This is a genomic window from Microbulbifer maximicatervae (SeqCode) (genome assembly GCF_052467615.1).
On record NZ_CP174319.1, the window covers coordinates 1,825,422 to 1,841,588 of the forward strand.

Here is a 16,167-nt window from a genome sequence, read left to right on the forward strand (position 1 = left end):
TCCCCTGAGATATGTTGTAGAGGATTCTATAATTGCTTGGGGCGCCACGATTAATATATTTGTGTCATACTTGCATACTTTCTTTAACGCAAGGTAGAAGTATGTCCGAAATACAATTGGAAGAGAGACGGAAATTAGAGCTAATCGAGAAGGTCAGGGGCTATCTGTCTAAAGAATTTGAGCTGGAAATTGGCGGTTTTGAAGCGGAGTTCTTTATTGATTTTCTTGCAAAGGAGATGGGGGCCGGATTTTATAATCAGGGCTTACATGATGCTCAGGTAATAGTGTCCTCTAAGTTGGAGGATATTTCTGATGCAATTTATGAGATAGAAAAGCCTGTAGACTAGAAATATTGCACTTGTTGATAGCAGTACGATTCTATCTCTTATAAGCTGTTCAGAGATGTTGTTCCTTAGGTTTTTCCGCCTGGATAAATAGCATGGCTGCAAAGACCAACACTATTCCAGGTATAAAGCTGATATTAAAGTTTGCCATTTCCAATACTATGGCCACTATAAGTACAAATATCGGATTCAAGAAGCTATACGCCGCAACTTTGGTTGCCCCGATCCTTAATGTGCTGAATTGCAGCAGGAAAAAACTAATTAAAGTTGAGAATAAGGCTAAATAAAATAGCCCGCCGTAAGTCTCGGGGGGTATATTTCGCCATTCAATCTGGTTCAAGTGTGGAAAAGAGAGCAATAGTAACCAGAGCGCGCCAAATAGAATAACCCAGAACGTCATAACCTCTGTAGGCTCCCCTGAGTGAACCTTCTTGATAAGTGGGTTATATAAACTGAGCGATATAGCACCTAAGGTGAATATCCAATCCCCTTTATTTAGGTCTAGCGTTATCGCTGTTGTGATACTCCCCTTGAATACAATCCAGGCTGCACCCAGAGTCCCAAGGGTTAGGCCGACAACTTTGCGGGTGCTGCTTCGCTCGCCATTGATGATCAAAGTAAAGATGGCAGTCATCGCCGGGACGGTTGTAAAAAGAGCGCCGGTATTCACTGCGGTGGTGTATTTGAGTGCTTCAAACATACACCAGAAAAAGACAACCAATGGGATACTGAGTAGTGCATACCCCAGTAGTTTTTTTGGCTCTGGAAGCTGAATCCCGTGCTTTAAAAATATGAAGGGTGCAAATAGTCCCGCCGCAATTAAGAATCGAATCAACATCATGGAATCCGCCGGGAGTGAATCGGCGATTAACTCCCCAATAGGAAATGATCCTGCAACCAGTAGTGTACAAAGTATCATCAGGCAGTGAACCCACCAGAGCGAGGTGTTGGGGCTTGTAGTTGATGGGGTTATGCCCCTGGTAAGCTCACTCATGCTTCTTCCCTCTATTAGCGAGAGATAAGTGTATGTCGTTTCTGGTAAACTGATAATCCAGCATTATAGACACTCACTGTTGAGGAGAAGGAAACAGTCGCTTATGGAGACAATTGCAGCGATTCCAATATTTGTGACTGTGGCAGAAACCGGTGGCTTTTCCCCGGCGGCAAAGTTACTTGGCATCTCAAAATCAGCGGTAAGCAAGCGGGTTACCCAGTTGGAGCTGCGGCTTGGGGTGAAGCTTTTGCACAGAACTACGCGAAAGTTGAGCCTGACGGAGGCTGGGGAGCATTTTTATGAGCACGCACGCATTGCTTATAAATCAGCCAAAGATGCACAAGACGCAGTTTTGCAGCTACAGGGGGAGCCTCGGGGGCGCTTGCGGATCAATGCTCCTATGTCCTTTGGTAGATTGCATCTGGCTCCCTTAATTCCCGTATTTATGAAGCGTTACCCCGAGATTAGTATCGACATGATACTGGACGATAAAGTTGTCGATTTAGTGGGGGAGGGCTTTGATATCGCTATTCGCGGAGGTGACCTTCCCGATACCAGCCTGATTGCCCGCAAACTTGCACCTCTGAAAAGTGTACTCTGTGCGTCACCTTCCTACTTGAAGGAATTCGGAGAGCCCACAGAACTGGAGCAGTTGACCGCCCATAATTGCCTGATTTTTACTTATTCCAGGGATGTGAAAGAGTGGGGTTTTATCAAAGACAATCACTTACATACCATCGAGGTGAAGGGTAACTACCAGGTAAATAACAGCGAGGCACTGAGGGAGGCTCTGCTCCATGGAGTAGGAATTGGCCGTTTACCTACCTTTGTCGCAGGACCAGATATTGAGGCTGGAAAGCTAATTCCTCTATTCGAGGAGTACCAGATGCCTGCCAAGTCTATCTACGCGGTTTTCCCTGAGCGGCAGTTTATGCCAGCCAAAGTCCGCGCCTTTATAGACTTTGCAATAGAGTACTTTGGCGGCGATACACCTTACTGGGATCAGTAAATTGTTAACCTTTCGTCAACAGTAAGTCTCCGTCGAACCCCATTATCAGCGATAGGGAAACCCAATAAGCTTCTTCTCATCGACATTCAATCAACGAACGATAGTCAGAGAGAAACTATGGAATTGTTTAAAGCTGTTGAATCCCGCCGCTCGGTTAAGCATTTCGATATCACTGCAGAGATGCCTGCCGAGGACTTCACCCGTCTGGTCCAGGCGACCATGTTGTCGCCGACTTCTTACAATATTCAGCACTGGCGTTTCCTGCGTGTCACAGATATTTCCCTTCGCAGTCAGCTTAAAGATGCAGCCTGGGGGCAACAGCAAGTAGAAGATGCTTCTGAGTTGATCATACTTTGTGCAGATATTAATGCCTGGAGCGACCGGCCGGAGCGGTACTGGGCCGAAGCGCCGAAAGAGGCTAGGGATGTGTTAGTGCCAATGCTAACTGAGTTCTACAAGGGTAAGCAGCAACTACAGCGGGACGAGGCTATTCGAAGCTGTGGATTGGCAGCACAAACCATGATGTTAGCGGCAAAGTCGATGGGATATGACACTGGTGCAATGGTTGGTTTTGACCCAGAGAGAGTCGCTGAGCTGATCAATTTGCCCGAAGGTTATTTGATCGGGATGATGATAGTGATTGGAAAAGCGGCAAAAGTTGCGAATGGGCGTGGTGGACAGCTGTCGATAAATGACGTCCTGTTCGAGAATAGCTTTTAAGGAGATGATAAATAGGGGTGAATCGCTATTGAGGTTCTTTTAGTAGGCCTCAAAGATTAATTGGGTAAATTGTAAAGGCAATTACAGTGTCTATTTACTGGCGTTATCAAAGTTTCGTTATGCTTGACTAGCTCATACAATAGATGGGATATAGAGCAATATAATGAAAGCCCCCTTAGGCTCAGAATAAATTCTTTTCATTGATATTGGATACGTGAAGGGTGGCTTATGCCTACAATTTTCTTATATCAATGAGAGGGACCTGCCATGAACACCTGTTACCACAAGTTAGTCACAGTTTTCGTCACAAGTGCTACTTTATTTTCATCACCACTAGTTATGGCTGTTGATTGTGGCGATGTAATAACAACAGCTGAAACCCTGTCGGAAACGCTAAATTGTGAACTGAGCCTGGCGAATCCCTATGCGGTAACAGTAACTGGACCCAGTGGAAGCCTTACGATGGCAGAGGGCGGGGAAATTATTTGTGATAACCCAAATCTAGAAGGTATTGCTGGAATTTTGGTTAATGGATTATCTGGTGCCGTTTATGGTGGGACGATAACCGACTGCCCAGATGGTTTAAACCTGGAGGGAGATGGATTTCATACCATAGATGGAATTATCATCTTAAACTCTCCACGAGAGGGAATTGTTATTGATAGTGACTCCAATAATATTGTTGGGAATCAAATTATTGATACTGGCAATGATGATGGTATAGATGTTAGAGGCGATCGAAACCAAATTATCAATAATTATATTGAATCAGCCGGTGATCAGGGGATTACGGTAAATGGTGTGTTTACACTGGTTCAGCTAAATACTGTTGTCGGCAGTACTGATGGTGATAACGGAATTGATATTAATGAAAGTCACACAACAGTTATTCAGAACTTTGTTACCGGCAGTGCGAGTAATGGGATTGAACTCAATGTGGATGTATCAAGTACTTCTATAATACAAAATATAGTCATGGAAAATGGCACAAATGGCTCGCCTGATACAGCCGGTATCAATATCGCTGGATTCGATAATGAGAATAATATAGTAGTAGGGAATACGTCGCTTGATAACTCTGCATTTGATTTACGTGATCCTAGCGATCCAACCTGTAGTGGAAGTAATACTTGGATTGGCAATACTCATGTAACAGCAGAACCTGCCTGTTTGGATTAAGATCGGGGAGACTTTTAATCTGGGGAAAGTAGAAGCGTGTAAGTGATACTGCTGGAGAAGACGGAAAGATATACTGCGTTTAAGGTGTGCTGTGTATTCGCGTCCTCCCTATTTTGGGTAAGTTGGCGGAGTTACTAAAATTGAGCCCGAACTACGATGTTCCACGCCAATGCTGACACTCGATTGCCGATAGGGTGACACTAAGGGCTATGTTCTGCGAGAGAAACGACATGGCAGTCTTCTGCTTTATGAAAATCAGTTGTCGTTTCCTACAAAAATCTCAATCCGATCGACATTCCCGCTAGCATCCAGTACAGCAATTTGGTGCTTACCACTTCCCGGAAGTAGTGCCAGTTTTTCATTTCCGAGGGTTTCGCCCTTGGGCTCACCGTTTAGGAACCAATAGCGCTTTCCCTGTCCGCCAATCGCGCTCAGAGTTAAACGCGGAAGTGGGGCATTTTTGCCGGTAGGTCGATACTGGTTACCATCTCCAGCTCCGATAATCTTTAGTGGAGTCCCCGTTGTTGCAGTCGGGGTGTAACACTCGGGAGCCGTCGGAGGAATTTGTTGGGCCCGGGTCTGGTTTTCAGGTAGCCAGGATTCCAGTTCTTTTGGCCAAAGGGCTAGGCTATGCCTTTCAGTAGTAGAATCCATACAACTGGGCTTTACCCGCATACCTTGCCGGTTTGCAAAGAAACTAAAGGTTTGTGCTGCCCGCAGAGGCTCACCTTGCGGCGATAGTGTTCTGGGTGTGCGCCCTTGGATTAACCAGGCGTTGTGTTGCAGATGGCAGTGGCTGGTTTGTGTGAGCGTCTTCTGGCCCCCAAGCGGCCAACAAACAGTCTCTTGAGTTACTGAATCTGGCTTTTTCAGATGCTGTTGTTTGTTTTCTGGTAATGCGGCGATAACTGCGTTCAACAGAGGTGTAGCACTAATGGAGCCATAGTAACCGGGTAGGGGAGTGCCATCCGGTCGGCCTACCCAAATGCCGACGGTGTAGCCCGGAGTTACGCCAATCGCCCAGGCATCCCGGTAGCCGTAGCTGGTGCCTGTCTTCCAGGCGATATCTGCCTTGTTTTGCCGCACCAGATTGCGCCAACGGCGGGAACCTCCGCGATTGGAAGCGAGCATTTCAAATGTAATCCAAGCTGCCTCAGAAGACATCAGATGCCTTTCACGTACGGGCTCCTCGGGTAAATAGCGGGGAGCTGCAGTCTGGCCTCCCCGTGCCAGTGCGGCATAAATACCTGTCAGCTGGTCAAGACGAGCACCTACGCCCCCCAAAATCATGGCCAAGTTGGGTCTACCGTTACTGGGAAACTCTAGTGCTAGTCCGGCATTTTCCAGGGCTGCGGCCAATCGACCGGGGCCGTAATGTTCCAGTAGCTGAACTGCAGGAACATTGAGAGATTTCTGAAGGGCGGCAGTGGCGGTGACAGGGCCGGCGAAGCCTCGATGGAAATTTTCAGGGCGGTAATCGCCGTAGATGCGGGGCGCATCGCTGAGCAGGGAGGCGCTGTGGATCAGGTCCTCATCAATGGCAAGTCCGTACAAAAAGGGCTTGAGCGTAGAGCCCGGTGAGCGCACAGCCCTGGCCATATCCACATAGCCATAGCGGCGTCCGTTACCAAAATGAGAAGCTCCCACGTAGGCACGCACGGATAAATCGGAATTCTCCAAAACTACAACAGCTGCAGATGTTTTGGCTGGATAGCTATCCATATGATCACGTAGAAAATCTTCCAATCCGCGCTGGATGTTGCCGTCGATTGTGGTGCGAATAACTTCTTGATCGCTGATGGTATTCACGAGCCTGCGGGCTAGGTGCGGGGCGTTTTGCGGGAATTCCAAGCGTTCCGCATAGACCTGCTCAAGTTGAGCGCGTTTAACATCCTCAGCGCTCCAGACGGTAAATGACTGCAGTCTATTCAGAACTTTGTCCCGGGCTTTTTGTGCCTTTAGAGGATGCCGATCTGGCCGCAGGCGGCTCGGAGCCTGAGGCAGTACAGCTAGCAGTGCTGCTTCCGCATGGGTAAGGTCGGAGGCTGATTTACGCAGGTATAGGCGGCTGGCTGCTTCCACGCCTTCAATATTGCCGCCGTAAGGTGCGAGGTTCAGGTACAGATCGAGAATTTCATTCTTGCTGAAGTGCCACTCCAATTGCAATGCACGCAATATCTGCTTGGTTTTGCCCGGCAGAGTTTTGCGGTGTGGGTCCAGTAGTCGCGCTACCTGCATGGTGAGAGTGGAACCGCCGGAAACGACTCGTCCATTGAGAAGGTATTGGACTGAAGCTCGCAATAAGGCTAGCGGGTTTACGCCTGGGTGCCGATAGAAGTGTCGGTCTTCGTAGGTGAGAAGAGCTTCGATAAAGCGCGGCGATACATTTTCCCGAGATATTGGGTATCTCCAAACTCCGCGACTGTCGGCAAAGAAGCGTAGTGGTTTGCCGTAACGATCTGCAACGACCCGTGCAAAATCTTGAGTTTCGGGAAGAGGTGGAGGGAAAACAAAGTCGAGCAGTAGCAGTACCGCGGTGAGGGCGGCGGGCGCAAGCAGCAGTGCGCGAACTCTGCGACTGCTGCTTTGCCAGGCTCTCCGGATAGTGGCCAACAGCTTCACTGTTTACCGATTACCCGCAATTGCGTTAGGGGATTTTCACCGATAGCGAAGCGTTCCGGTTTGTACATATCCTCTACGTAGGGTGGGGGCACCTGATAGTTGCCGGGGGTTACTGCGCGGGCGATATAGAAGAGATTGGTGGTTTTGTATCTCAGCTGATCCAGTGCCGCCACAAAGCGGTCATCGCGATATTCAGTGTGTTGGATATTGTCCTGGGTGTCCTGCCACTGGGCAATACTTTTGCCATCGAACTCGAGTTCATCCACTTTGACACTGTCGGCCAGGTTTTGATTCTCCAGCTCAAAACCTGCGGGCAATAGGTCCACTGCAAGTAGGTCGGGCAGGCGTTGGTCCGCATCAATTTGCAAACGCACCAGGTAAAGCTCGCCCTCACGAACTTGATTGGGAATGACTTCCGTGCCATCCAAATTGTGGTAGCTGCGTTTAATTCTGACACCTTTACCCATCTCCGCCTCTGGCGACTCCTTGCTGTAACCATTGATAGTGATTGCTGCATAGAGCTTTTCTATCTGTGCAGTTACCTCAAGTGCGCTGGCGGCTTCGCGCCCACGTAATAATGCGCTGTGCGGGTTATCGCTATTGAGCTCGCGCAAGCCATCAATACTGGCCATAGTCGCAGACCAGTTTGCACTGCTATTGAGTTGCAACTGTGCTCCAGCCATAAACACACTATTGCGCTCCTGGGTGCTGAGATATTGGCGGCCGTGGAGAAGATCTGCCAGTTCGAACACCAGGGATTCCGCTTTATCACCTGCGAAATTGTGCTCTAGGAGTAGGGAGATCATTTGGGCCGTATCCCGTAGGTCTGATCCATAATCGCCATAGTAGCTGCGGCGTTTGCGCTCGATTTTAAGCGCTTTTTGCAGGGCCTCCTGGGCCAGGGTGGCATCGCCCATGGTGTGCAAAGCGATTGCCATATGCAGATTTGGCAAGGGAGATTGGGTCAGGCTAGAGCCGCTTTCATAAAGGGTACGCAGTTGCCCGAGAGACACTTTCTGTACTCGTGAGAGCACATAGGCAGCGTAAGCTCTTGAGGCATAGGCATAGAAATCGGGACTATAGCTATAGCGTTGCTGATAGAAAGCACCGCGCTCACGGGCATAGTCCTGCAGGCGCTTGAGTGCGGATTCCAGGCGGTTATCGTCAAATACGATTCCCTGGTCCCGGGCCCGCAATAGAAGATCGACTACATAGGCGGTTAGCCACTGGCTTTCGGAAGACTCGGAATTCCATAGGCCAAAGCTGCCGTTCCCTTTTTGCATGCTGAAAATGCGTTCAATACCTGCGTCGATACGCTCGGCCCGCTCATTCTCATCCAGAGGTTCAAGGCCCAGTTTTTGCTGTCGCTGCGGCGTTGCCATGACTAGCGGGAAGGTCCGGCTGGAGGTTTGTTCCAGGCAGCCGTAAGGATATTGCAGGAGGTTGGATAGGTGATCCTGTAACTGCAGTTGCGGTCGGCTGTCCAGGGATACCAGGGTTTGAACAGTTCCAGGCATTAGGGAATCCAGGAAGCTGCTATCGGCACTGAAGCTCTCGCCCTGGGACAGGAGTCTGCGCTGGTTGCGTGTGGTTGCCGGCCAAGCGGGGCGCACGCCCAGGCGCCACTGCTGTTCGATATCGATATTATTTCCATCTTTATCGACGGCACCCTGCACGACCAGTTTGAACTCCGCATCTCCGGTGGCATCTTTGGCGGTGATAGGGAAGCGCAAAGTTTTGCGTTCACCATCCGCCAGTTCCAGCATCCGCTCACCCATTTCCAAATCTACCGCGCCCACTGATTGCATATTTACAGTGAGTTTCTGGGAGCGGCCACTTAAGTTATTGAGGTCAAGGGCCAGTGTGCTGCTATCACCAGGGGCCATAAAGCGAGGCAAGGCGGCTTGGGTGACAACCGGTGAGGCGACTGTTACTTCTCCGTCGGTGCTACCGAATCGGTCTTTGCTGAAAGAAACCGCCATCAGGCGCAGCTGTCCGTTAAACTCCGGTAGTTGTAGCGCGACCTTTGCTTGGCCCTGAGTATCAAATTCAACGGGTCCTGAGAATAAAGATACTATTTGAACGTCGGAGTTGGGCTCGTCGCCGCCTCGGGCCAGTTCCGCATCGCCGCCAAAACGTTGCTCTACTAGTTTGCCACTGTTGGATTCAATAATGCGATGATAGATATCCCTTACATCCACACCATAACGGCGCTGTCCAAAAAAGGCCTCGAAGGGATCCGGGGTTTCGAAGCGGGTGATATTGAGTACACCGACATCGACGGCGGCCAGGGTGGCCCAGGCTTTGTCTCCGTTTTGTTCGATAGAATTTTCGTCAGTAGAAATGGTAACTTCAACTTCCGAGCCGGGCAGGGCATTCGTGGGCGCTTCGAGTGAAATGGGCAGACGCCGAGGATCGCGATCCAGGGGCAGGTGGGCGAGACCAAAAGCGCGATTGGGGGCGATACGCTCATTTTTGTCCGCAGGGCGCAGAGCAGTAACAGAAATATAGGTGTCGTGGCGATCCCACTCAGGAGAGATTGGGATTTCGATATTGGTGCCCGACTTTTCTACAGGTAGTCGTTTGGACCACAATAGTTGGTCGCTCTCCACCAACACCAACGCCTCTCCGTCAGCGGGCGGTACTATGGTGAGTTGCGCCAGATCTCCAGAAGAGTACCTAGGTTTATCCAGTGATAGGGCCACGGTATCCGGACGCGCAGCCTGGCCTTTGGCTACTTGATCCTTACGCCACCAGTAATACCAGTCCCGGCCGGCGTGGAAGCGTAAGCTGCTGGTTGCCCCCGTATTGGTATCAGTGACTTCTAAGCGGTAGTGGCCATGTTCCACTGGGACTGTGAGCTTCAGGGGCTGCTCTTCGGTGAATTGGAGCTGGCGACTGAAAGTTTCAAATTCAGCACTTGAGTATTCATAGTGCCAGCCCCGATTTGCAGAGTACACCCAAAAGTACTGGCGGTCTTCGGAAATTAACACCGCTTTGAGATCCCGCCCAATAACAGGCTCGCCCTGTGCGTCGGCAACCACTATTTCAAATTCAGGCCTGCTGTTGGCCGATGGGTTTTCCTCTCCAAAATTTGGGCGAATACCTACCACCGGGTGTGTGGGCCATACCAGGACTGGATGTTGGCGAGTTACCGGGCGGCCGCCGGATTCGAACAGGCTGGAAACCAAGTTGATTTTCAGCGGGCTCTTTGCTCGTTTCCAACGAGAGCGCAAGGTCAGATTGCTCAACCCTTCCTCATTGAGCTCAATCGTTGGGGCATGAAACTGTCTTGTGGGCAAAGATTCATTAGTGTTCCCAAATAAGAACCCTTTCCACTGGGGGAAGGGCTCGCGATAGTGGCTAATTTGCACCAGAGTTTCCAGGCGGTTATTTGCCGCTGGCGCACCATAGAGATAACTACCTTCTACTTGAAGTTCGAAAGATTCTTTATGGCCCTCTACCAGACTGCGCTCTTCACCGTCTTGCAAAACCAGCTTCATTCGCTCTGGCAAGAATTCTTCTACCTTAAATGGATATTTCACTTTGCGCCCATCGGCTAGCTCAACATCCAGGCGCCAGTCACCGGTAGGTGCATTTTGTGGAAGTGGGATAAGCTTTTCGTAGTATCCGGGCGCGCTGGCGTGCCATGTGAATGCGCGCGCGCTGGTATTGTCCGGCTTTATGAGTTCTGCCTTGATCGGCAGGTCTTTGATATAGCGACCATCATAATTGCGCAGCAGCCCGCTCACCTGGATCGATTCATTGGGGCGATACAGATCTCGCGGGCCATACATGAAAAACTCCATCGGTCTCGAAGGGCGCTGGCCCAACTGAAAATCCGAAAGGTCCAACGCAGGTTCACGCAGGTCTAGTATGGAGAAGTGACCGGTATCAGGATCTCTTGCGATAAAGAAGCGCTGTGAGTCTTCCTGTTCCTGCGTCAGAGCAAAGCGCACCTGGCCGTCTTGGTCGGTTGTGTATTGCTGGATTAGCTCCCCTTTGTTGTTGAGCAGCTCAACTTCAATGCCCTTAAGAGCCTGCCCTTCATCCAGAGATGAAACATAGAGGTCCACACTGTTTGGGTAGTACCGCGCATGAAGGCCTAAGTTTGAGATAGAGAAGTGGGTGACATCATAGAGGTTGGTGTCATACATGCCTGCCGGCTGCATAACCGCGACATAGATACCTGGTTGTTGCAGGGGCTTTATATGCCCGATAGAGAGGTCGAAATCTCGCTGGACATATTTCTCCTTGGTGAGATCGAACTGGGCACTATAGACAAAATCGGCCACTTGATTGAGGGACTTTAAGCGGTAGTAGTATTTTAGTGACTGGCTTTTGATCAGCCTGAAGAACTCGGAATAATGTTCAGGTTTCACTCTATGGAAGTGAATCTGTGCGGCCTCAACACTGACTGCAGTAACAGGTAGGCCGGGAGTTACCGTCGCGGGAAAAATACTTCCATTGCTGGCAAAGCTGATACTGGGCTCAATCCGTCGGGTGCGAAGCCTCTCCTGTTTCTCTTCCTGTAACTCCAAGCCGTTTTCGCCGGGCAGACCCGGGAGCACGGTGAGTTTATAGCGAGTATCTGGTTCAATATGAGGAAAATAGAGAATTTTCTGGTTATCGGAGAGAACCCAACCACCATCTACACGCTCGCCATCGTCACGGGATAGATTCAAGTAGGAGCCAAAATGGGCATTGCCCAGTAAAGGTTCAGAAAAGATAACAGCGATGGCCCGTGCATCTTTAAACGTCCGCTCCCCAACATGGAGGACCTTTAGAAAGTGATCCCCGGAGATTTGAGTACTGGCACTGGCTGTGACTTGTGCAGGGGTAGCATCATTCTCTGTCAGCTCAGTAGAATTAGTTTCAGAAGTGCGCCGAACTTCATCAGCTTTCGAGCTTATTTCACTAGAAGAGGCCGCTTCTTTTTTATGCACTTTCTCAGTGGCGCTGAGAGCTTGTGCCTGGTTGTTACCCTCTTCAACGCTCCCGCCTTCCGCAAGCTTGGGAGTGTCAGCGAGTTTCTTCTCTGACTTTTCTTGTGAGCAAGCCATAGCAATAAGACAAAGAAGAATGACCGCAATCCAGCGTGGTGAGCGGTGAAGGGACATGGGTATTTCCTTATAGAATCCATTTAACGACGCACAATTTAGTCCGTCTTTAAATATGTCTCAAGTTTCCTCCATAGTTTCCGTGCTCGGTATCTATTCCTGATGCAAGTGCGTACCAATAGTGAGGTGGGGATTACTGATGGCTGGAAAATAAATTTATGGAATGATGGGATGGCAATTAGGTGGCTTAGGGAGTAAGCGACCTTCCTGCTCTATGGTACCAGGTTGAGGCGTGTAGTTTATTCGATAATCACTAGCTTAATTGAATCTAGCCGAAATAACGTTGTATCACTACACCTATGTTGGCTTCTTTTTACGTTTAAATAGCTTAATCCAGAAGATTCCCTCAAAGATAATGCCAAGAGCAAGGAAGATTACTCCTCCCACAGGGACTCCGAAAGCGTAGCAGGCAATCGCCGCAAATAAAAATAGCAGTGCGGTGGCAATTCTTTTCACTTTGATATTCCTTTGTTATGCCTCAGTTCTAGCCTAAGCTTGTCCTACTTCAAAGACTATACTGAATACCGGACTTAAACCCAACATAAATAATACCCAAGCATAGAACTGTGGAACAGAAAGCTAAAGGCAGATAAAGTTTGTGATGGCCATGCCTGACCCTGTAAATCGTCACCACTATCAGCGAACTTAAGGCCAAAAGTGCCGATAAGCCTAAAGCCATTAAGATGACTTGAACTTCAGTAATACCATCATTTCCGGCAACTAGCGTCGGTTCTAAATACTTGGGGCCGCTTTGCCTGGCAGCTGTTACAGCGGAGACACTTTTGGCTAGAAGCAGTTCGTTACCATTAAGCCCTCGCCAGTACTCCATAATGGAAATAAGAGTTGCTATTGAACTTGCTATAAGGCAAAGGCTGATTTTTGAAGCGGTAGCCATGATGCTTGAAGTTGGGGGCATACAGAATATCTTATTTTGTCTCTCTATTGAGTTTGCTTTGCCAGAATGTGACTAGTAAGCAGGCAGCTAATGTAGGTATGAAAACGACTGAAGCTTGAAACATCAATATAGAGGCCTGGAGCTTCAGAATTTCACCTTCACCAAAATAGCTATCGTAGATGTAATGTGTAGCCAGAGTATAACTTAGGCTGACTATTATAGAAGTGATCAGTGATCTTAGAATCATTGTTTTAGGTAACTATGATAACTCAATTTGGATGGCTTTTAAGGATAAACTAAACCTGTGTTAGATTTCTAAGGAAATTATTAATCGATTCTTGTAGTTCGTAATCCTCTGCACTGACACAATAGATACGTGCTTTATGGGAAAATTCCAAGGCTTCATCTTGTTTGTTTAGCATCAAAAAACGTTCAGCCATTTCCAGGGCAATTGAAGCTGAATACAAAGGGAGATCTAATTTTATGGAGCAGTTAAGTCCCTGGGTGTATGCCTGTATTGCATCCTCACAGCTTTCTGAAAAATCACCCAGAGCCTCCCACTGTAGGGGATGATCTAGCTCGCCTCCGGCATATTTTGCGCATAGTCTCTCTAGCGAGTTGAGGGAGTCTTGGCACCCAGCTTTATCCCCAGAGGCGGATTTATTGACTATCTCAAGTGCGAGTCCATGTACATCATCGTAAAGTGGTGTAATCATTTAGAAATTATACCCAAGAGATGAAATATAAAAATATCGATATGACATTGGGTAATTATCGGCAAGACGAGTCTTTTGTCTATCGTTACCAGATATTAGAGGTTTCGACTTCGCAAGTTTAAGTACGTCCTCACCAAGCGGTGACTGGTATTGCTGTGAAGAGATCACTGATGGCGACCGAGGTTTTTTATTAAGAGTCTCGGACCAGCCAGTCACCCTTACTCTTTCATATGTACTATCTTACTTTTAGGTGGGGTTATTTGAGGTAGCCTGTGAAAGTACTGATTGTTGGGGCTGGGCCCACGGGCCTTACAACAGCGGTCGAGCTTGCTCGGCGAGGGCTATTGCCAAGAATTGTGGACCGCCGGGATAGCGCTTCAACCCTTAGTCGAGCGGTGGGAGTTACTTCTCGCAGCCTTGAGTTGCTTTCACACTCTGGCGTTTCTGAAAAGTTGATTGCTGAGGGGATCGCGGTTCAGGGCGCATGCATTTACCTAAATACGCATTTAGCACTAGAGTTTCCCCTCCATTCCAATCGGACCTATTTTCCTGCAATTCTTGGACTTCCTCAAGACAGAACTGAAGCTCTCATGGCTCAGGTTTTATCTGGTATGGGAGTCGAAGTTGAATACAAGAAAGAACTCAAAACCCTTACCGAGGAAAAGAGTGGGGTAGTGGCTTTTTTTGACAATGGTGAAGAGGAGCGATTTGACCTAGTCATAGGAGCGGATGGTATTCGCAGTACTGTTCGTGAAGCTGCAGGTATCAGTTATCCTGGATTTGATTTGGAAGAAGTGTGGTCAATCGCGGATGTTGATACAGGGGATTGGCCTCCTAAAAGAAAGTTTACCTTGGTCAAAATGGAATCTGGCGTGGTCGCTGTTGCGGTGCCATTGGGAGAAGGTCGACACCGTCTGGTAGCTAGCTGTGATAATGCAATTAAAGCATTTCCGATGGAGGTGGATGTTAAGAGGGTTAGGCGGGAGGGAACCTTTAAAATCTCAATTCGGCAAGCGGAAACTTACTCAAAGGGCAGGATACATCTAGCTGGGGATGCTGCTCACTGCCACTCTCCGGTTGGAGGTCGAGGTATGAACCTTGGGATAGCTGATGCAGCCGAATTGGCAAAACGAATCACTGAGGGGCAGCTCCTAGGCTACTCTGAATTGCGCCATCAAGAAGATAAAAAGGTTATTGAAGTAACTGAGCGTGGCCGGAAAATGATTACTGGACAATCCCTGAAAGCAAGATTTGAATTTCGAGCGTTAATCGCTGCCGCCAGTTCTATTCCTGCGGTGCGGAGAAAACTGGGGCAGTTTGCGGTAGAACTTTAGGGGCATTCCAACCTATTTTTTTAGTTTTACAGCTGTACCAAAAACAAGAATTTCTGAAGAGCCATCCATAATTGCACTTGTAGTAAAACGAATTCCTACCACGGCATCAGCGCCTTTTTGCTGGGCACTGTCACTCAATCTTTGAAAAGCTTTGTTTCTCGCTTCGGTCAGCATCTCCGTATAGCCTCGTATCTCTCCACCGACAATACTCTTTATACCTGCCATTAAGTCACGGCCGATATGTTTTGATTGAACAACGTTGCCCGTAACGATATCTAGCACCTCCGATATTTCTCTTCCTGGTACTGTTTCTGTAGTTGAAAAAATCATATCACTTCCTTAATTATAATTACCTATATTTTTGGCTCTATTGGTGATCTTACCCTAACCTGGATCCGTTATGCGAATGTATTTAATTGTTTGATGGTGGTCGAATGTTTGTTTTTAGCTACCGTACCTTTTCTGGGTTTTAGCTTTTATCTTACATTAAATGAGGTAGGGTTCCGGGGTGAAAAGTGTAATGATCATATAGGCCAGTAACTTTTGATGGAATATGAGCTAAATTAAAAGCAATCCAGTAATTGCTGCAACTTTCTCTATAGTAAGTTGTCCACTTTTATTTTGGTATAAATTGGGAGGGAAATCAGTGCCCTCAATAAAGTCTCGGCTACTCAATGTAATAGCCCTTGCTGCGCAAAAGCGCGCAGTATGACCTTAGATTAGAGAGGATATGGTAAAATTTAGGTTAAAAATCCCTAGTGGGGTTAATGTGGGTATATAAAAGTTGCTTAAAATGTACTCCCTCATGATGTGCTTATTTCATGCTTTCTCCTTTCTTAAGGGGAGTAAGCACTGCCAATAACCAACATCTATCCACTGGCTAAATTTTCGGCCGACTTCTTTGAAATGAGCAACTTTTTCCATTCCAAACTTCTCATGAAGTGCTACGCTGCCTGCATTTGGTAGAGCTATGCCGCAGATTACTGCGTGGACATTGAGTTCACTTAACTGTTTAAACAGTTCATTATAGAGCTTCGAACCCCAGCCTTTAGAAGAATAGTTCGTGTCCAAGTACACGGTAGCCTCCACCGAATACTGGTAAGCACAGCGTCCTTTCCATTTACTGGCATAACAATAGCCAATTAAACGGCCCTCATTCTCAGCAACTAACCAGGGAAGATTGTTTTTTGAGCATTCTTCGACTCGGTCGGCGATAATTTCTGCAGAAACTGGC

General features: G+C 48.2%; 13 protein-coding genes. 5 read left to right on the top strand and 8 right to left on the bottom strand.

Annotation, left to right across the window (positions count from 1 at the left end; genetic code table 11):
* The first annotated feature begins 101 nt into the window (after positions 1-101).
* Complete coding sequence (locus ACJJIM_RS08265; RefSeq protein ID WP_444912950.1) at positions 102-347, top strand: DUF2164 domain-containing protein; 246 nt, start codon at positions 102-104, stop codon at positions 345-347.
* A gap of 49 nt (positions 348-396) precedes the next feature.
* Here ACJJIM_RS08265 and ACJJIM_RS08270 read toward each other — a convergent pair whose 3' ends face one another.
* Positions 397-1,338, bottom strand: coding sequence for a DMT family transporter (locus tag ACJJIM_RS08270; protein ID WP_444912951.1), 942 nt, complete (start codon positions 1,336-1,338; stop codon positions 397-399).
* Positions 1,339-1,441: 103 nt separating this feature from the next.
* Here ACJJIM_RS08270 and ACJJIM_RS08275 point away from each other — a divergent pair, with 103 nt between their 5' ends.
* The 3 genes from ACJJIM_RS08275 (at position 1,442) to ACJJIM_RS08285 (ending at position 4,246) form a co-directional block, all read left to right on the top strand.
* Positions 1,442-2,347, top strand: a complete 906-nt coding sequence (locus tag ACJJIM_RS08275; RefSeq protein ID WP_444912952.1) for a LysR family transcriptional regulator — start codon at positions 1,442-1,444, stop codon at positions 2,345-2,347.
* Positions 2,348-2,464: 117 nt separating this feature from the next.
* Positions 2,465-3,067 carry a nitroreductase family protein gene (locus tag ACJJIM_RS08280; RefSeq protein ID WP_444912953.1) on the top strand — a complete coding sequence of 201 codons (603 nt, stop codon included), beginning with the start codon at positions 2,465-2,467 and terminating at the stop codon, positions 3,065-3,067.
* Between the two features lie 267 nt (positions 3,068-3,334).
* Positions 3,335-4,246 (top strand): right-handed parallel beta-helix repeat-containing protein, encoded by a 912-nt coding sequence (locus ACJJIM_RS08285; protein WP_444912954.1) that lies wholly within the window; start codon positions 3,335-3,337, stop codon positions 4,244-4,246.
* 255 nt (positions 4,247-4,501) lie between these two features.
* Here ACJJIM_RS08285 and pbpC read toward each other — a convergent pair whose 3' ends face one another.
* From pbpC to ACJJIM_RS08310, 5 genes are all read right to left on the bottom strand, one after another.
* Positions 4,502-6,868 (bottom strand): penicillin-binding protein 1C, encoded by a 2,367-nt coding sequence (gene pbpC / locus ACJJIM_RS08290; RefSeq protein ID WP_444912955.1) that lies wholly within the window; start codon positions 6,866-6,868, stop codon positions 4,502-4,504.
* A complete protein-coding gene (locus ACJJIM_RS08295; RefSeq protein WP_444912956.1) occupies positions 6,865-11,988 on the bottom strand; it encodes an alpha-2-macroglobulin family protein in 5,124 nt (1,707 codons plus the stop codon). The genes pbpC and ACJJIM_RS08295 overlap by 4 nt, the downstream gene beginning before the upstream one ends.
* A 297-nt stretch (positions 11,989-12,285) precedes the next feature.
* Positions 12,286-12,444 carry a hypothetical protein gene (locus ACJJIM_RS08300; RefSeq protein ID WP_282932647.1) on the bottom strand — a complete coding sequence of 53 codons (159 nt, stop codon included), beginning with the start codon at positions 12,442-12,444 and terminating at the stop codon, positions 12,286-12,288.
* Between the two features lie 49 nt (positions 12,445-12,493).
* A complete protein-coding gene (locus tag ACJJIM_RS08305) occupies positions 12,494-12,904 on the bottom strand; it encodes a hypothetical protein (protein ID WP_444912957.1) in 411 nt (136 codons plus the stop codon).
* A 275-nt stretch (positions 12,905-13,179) separates the two neighbouring features.
* On the bottom strand, positions 13,180-13,599 hold the full coding sequence (locus ACJJIM_RS08310; RefSeq protein WP_444912958.1) for a hypothetical protein: 420 nt from the start codon (positions 13,597-13,599) through the stop codon (positions 13,180-13,182).
* A 272-nt stretch (positions 13,600-13,871) separates the two neighbouring features.
* Between ACJJIM_RS08310 and ACJJIM_RS08315 the strand changes: the two genes are divergently transcribed.
* Positions 13,872-14,933 carry an FAD-dependent oxidoreductase gene (locus ACJJIM_RS08315; RefSeq protein WP_444912959.1) on the top strand — a complete coding sequence of 354 codons (1,062 nt, stop codon included), beginning with the start codon at positions 13,872-13,874 and terminating at the stop codon, positions 14,931-14,933.
* Between the two features lie 12 nt (positions 14,934-14,945).
* Here ACJJIM_RS08315 and ACJJIM_RS08320 read toward each other — a convergent pair whose 3' ends face one another.
* Entirely contained in the window at positions 14,946-15,263 is a 318-nt protein-coding gene (locus ACJJIM_RS08320) for a heavy metal-binding domain-containing protein (protein WP_444912960.1), read from the bottom strand.
* 489 nt (positions 15,264-15,752) lie between these two features.
* Positions 15,753-16,151 carry a GNAT family N-acetyltransferase gene (locus tag ACJJIM_RS08325; protein ID WP_444913387.1) on the bottom strand — a complete coding sequence of 133 codons (399 nt, stop codon included), beginning with the start codon at positions 16,149-16,151 and terminating at the stop codon, positions 15,753-15,755.
* Positions 16,152-16,167: the final 16 nt, after the last annotated feature.

What these genes read in the sequence shown, in the direction of transcription:
- ACJJIM_RS08265 (WP_444912950.1), top strand. Translation starts at nt 102, where the DNA reads ATGTCCGAAATACAATTGGAAGAGAGACGGAAATTAGAGCTAATCGAG.
- ACJJIM_RS08285 (WP_444912954.1), top strand. Translation starts at nt 3,335, where the DNA reads ATGAACACCTGTTACCACAAGTTAGTCACAGTTTTCGTCACAAGTGCT.
- ACJJIM_RS08270 (WP_444912951.1), bottom strand. Translation starts at nt 1,338, where the DNA reads ATGAGTGAGCTTACCAGGGGCATAACCCCATCAACTACAAGCCCCAAC.
- ACJJIM_RS08310 (WP_444912958.1), bottom strand. Translation starts at nt 13,599, where the DNA reads ATGATTACACCACTTTACGATGATGTACATGGACTCGCACTTGAGATA.
- ACJJIM_RS08280 (WP_444912953.1), top strand. Translation starts at nt 2,465, where the DNA reads ATGGAATTGTTTAAAGCTGTTGAATCCCGCCGCTCGGTTAAGCATTTC.
- ACJJIM_RS08320 (WP_444912960.1), bottom strand. Translation starts at nt 15,263, where the DNA reads ATGATTTTTTCAACTACAGAAACAGTACCAGGAAGAGAAATATCGGAG.
- ACJJIM_RS08305 (WP_444912957.1), bottom strand. Translation starts at nt 12,904, where the DNA reads ATGCCCCCAACTTCAAGCATCATGGCTACCGCTTCAAAAATCAGCCTT.
- ACJJIM_RS08295 (WP_444912956.1), bottom strand. Translation starts at nt 11,988, where the DNA reads ATGTCCCTTCACCGCTCACCACGCTGGATTGCGGTCATTCTTCTTTGT.
- ACJJIM_RS08275 (WP_444912952.1), top strand. Translation starts at nt 1,442, where the DNA reads ATGGAGACAATTGCAGCGATTCCAATATTTGTGACTGTGGCAGAAACC.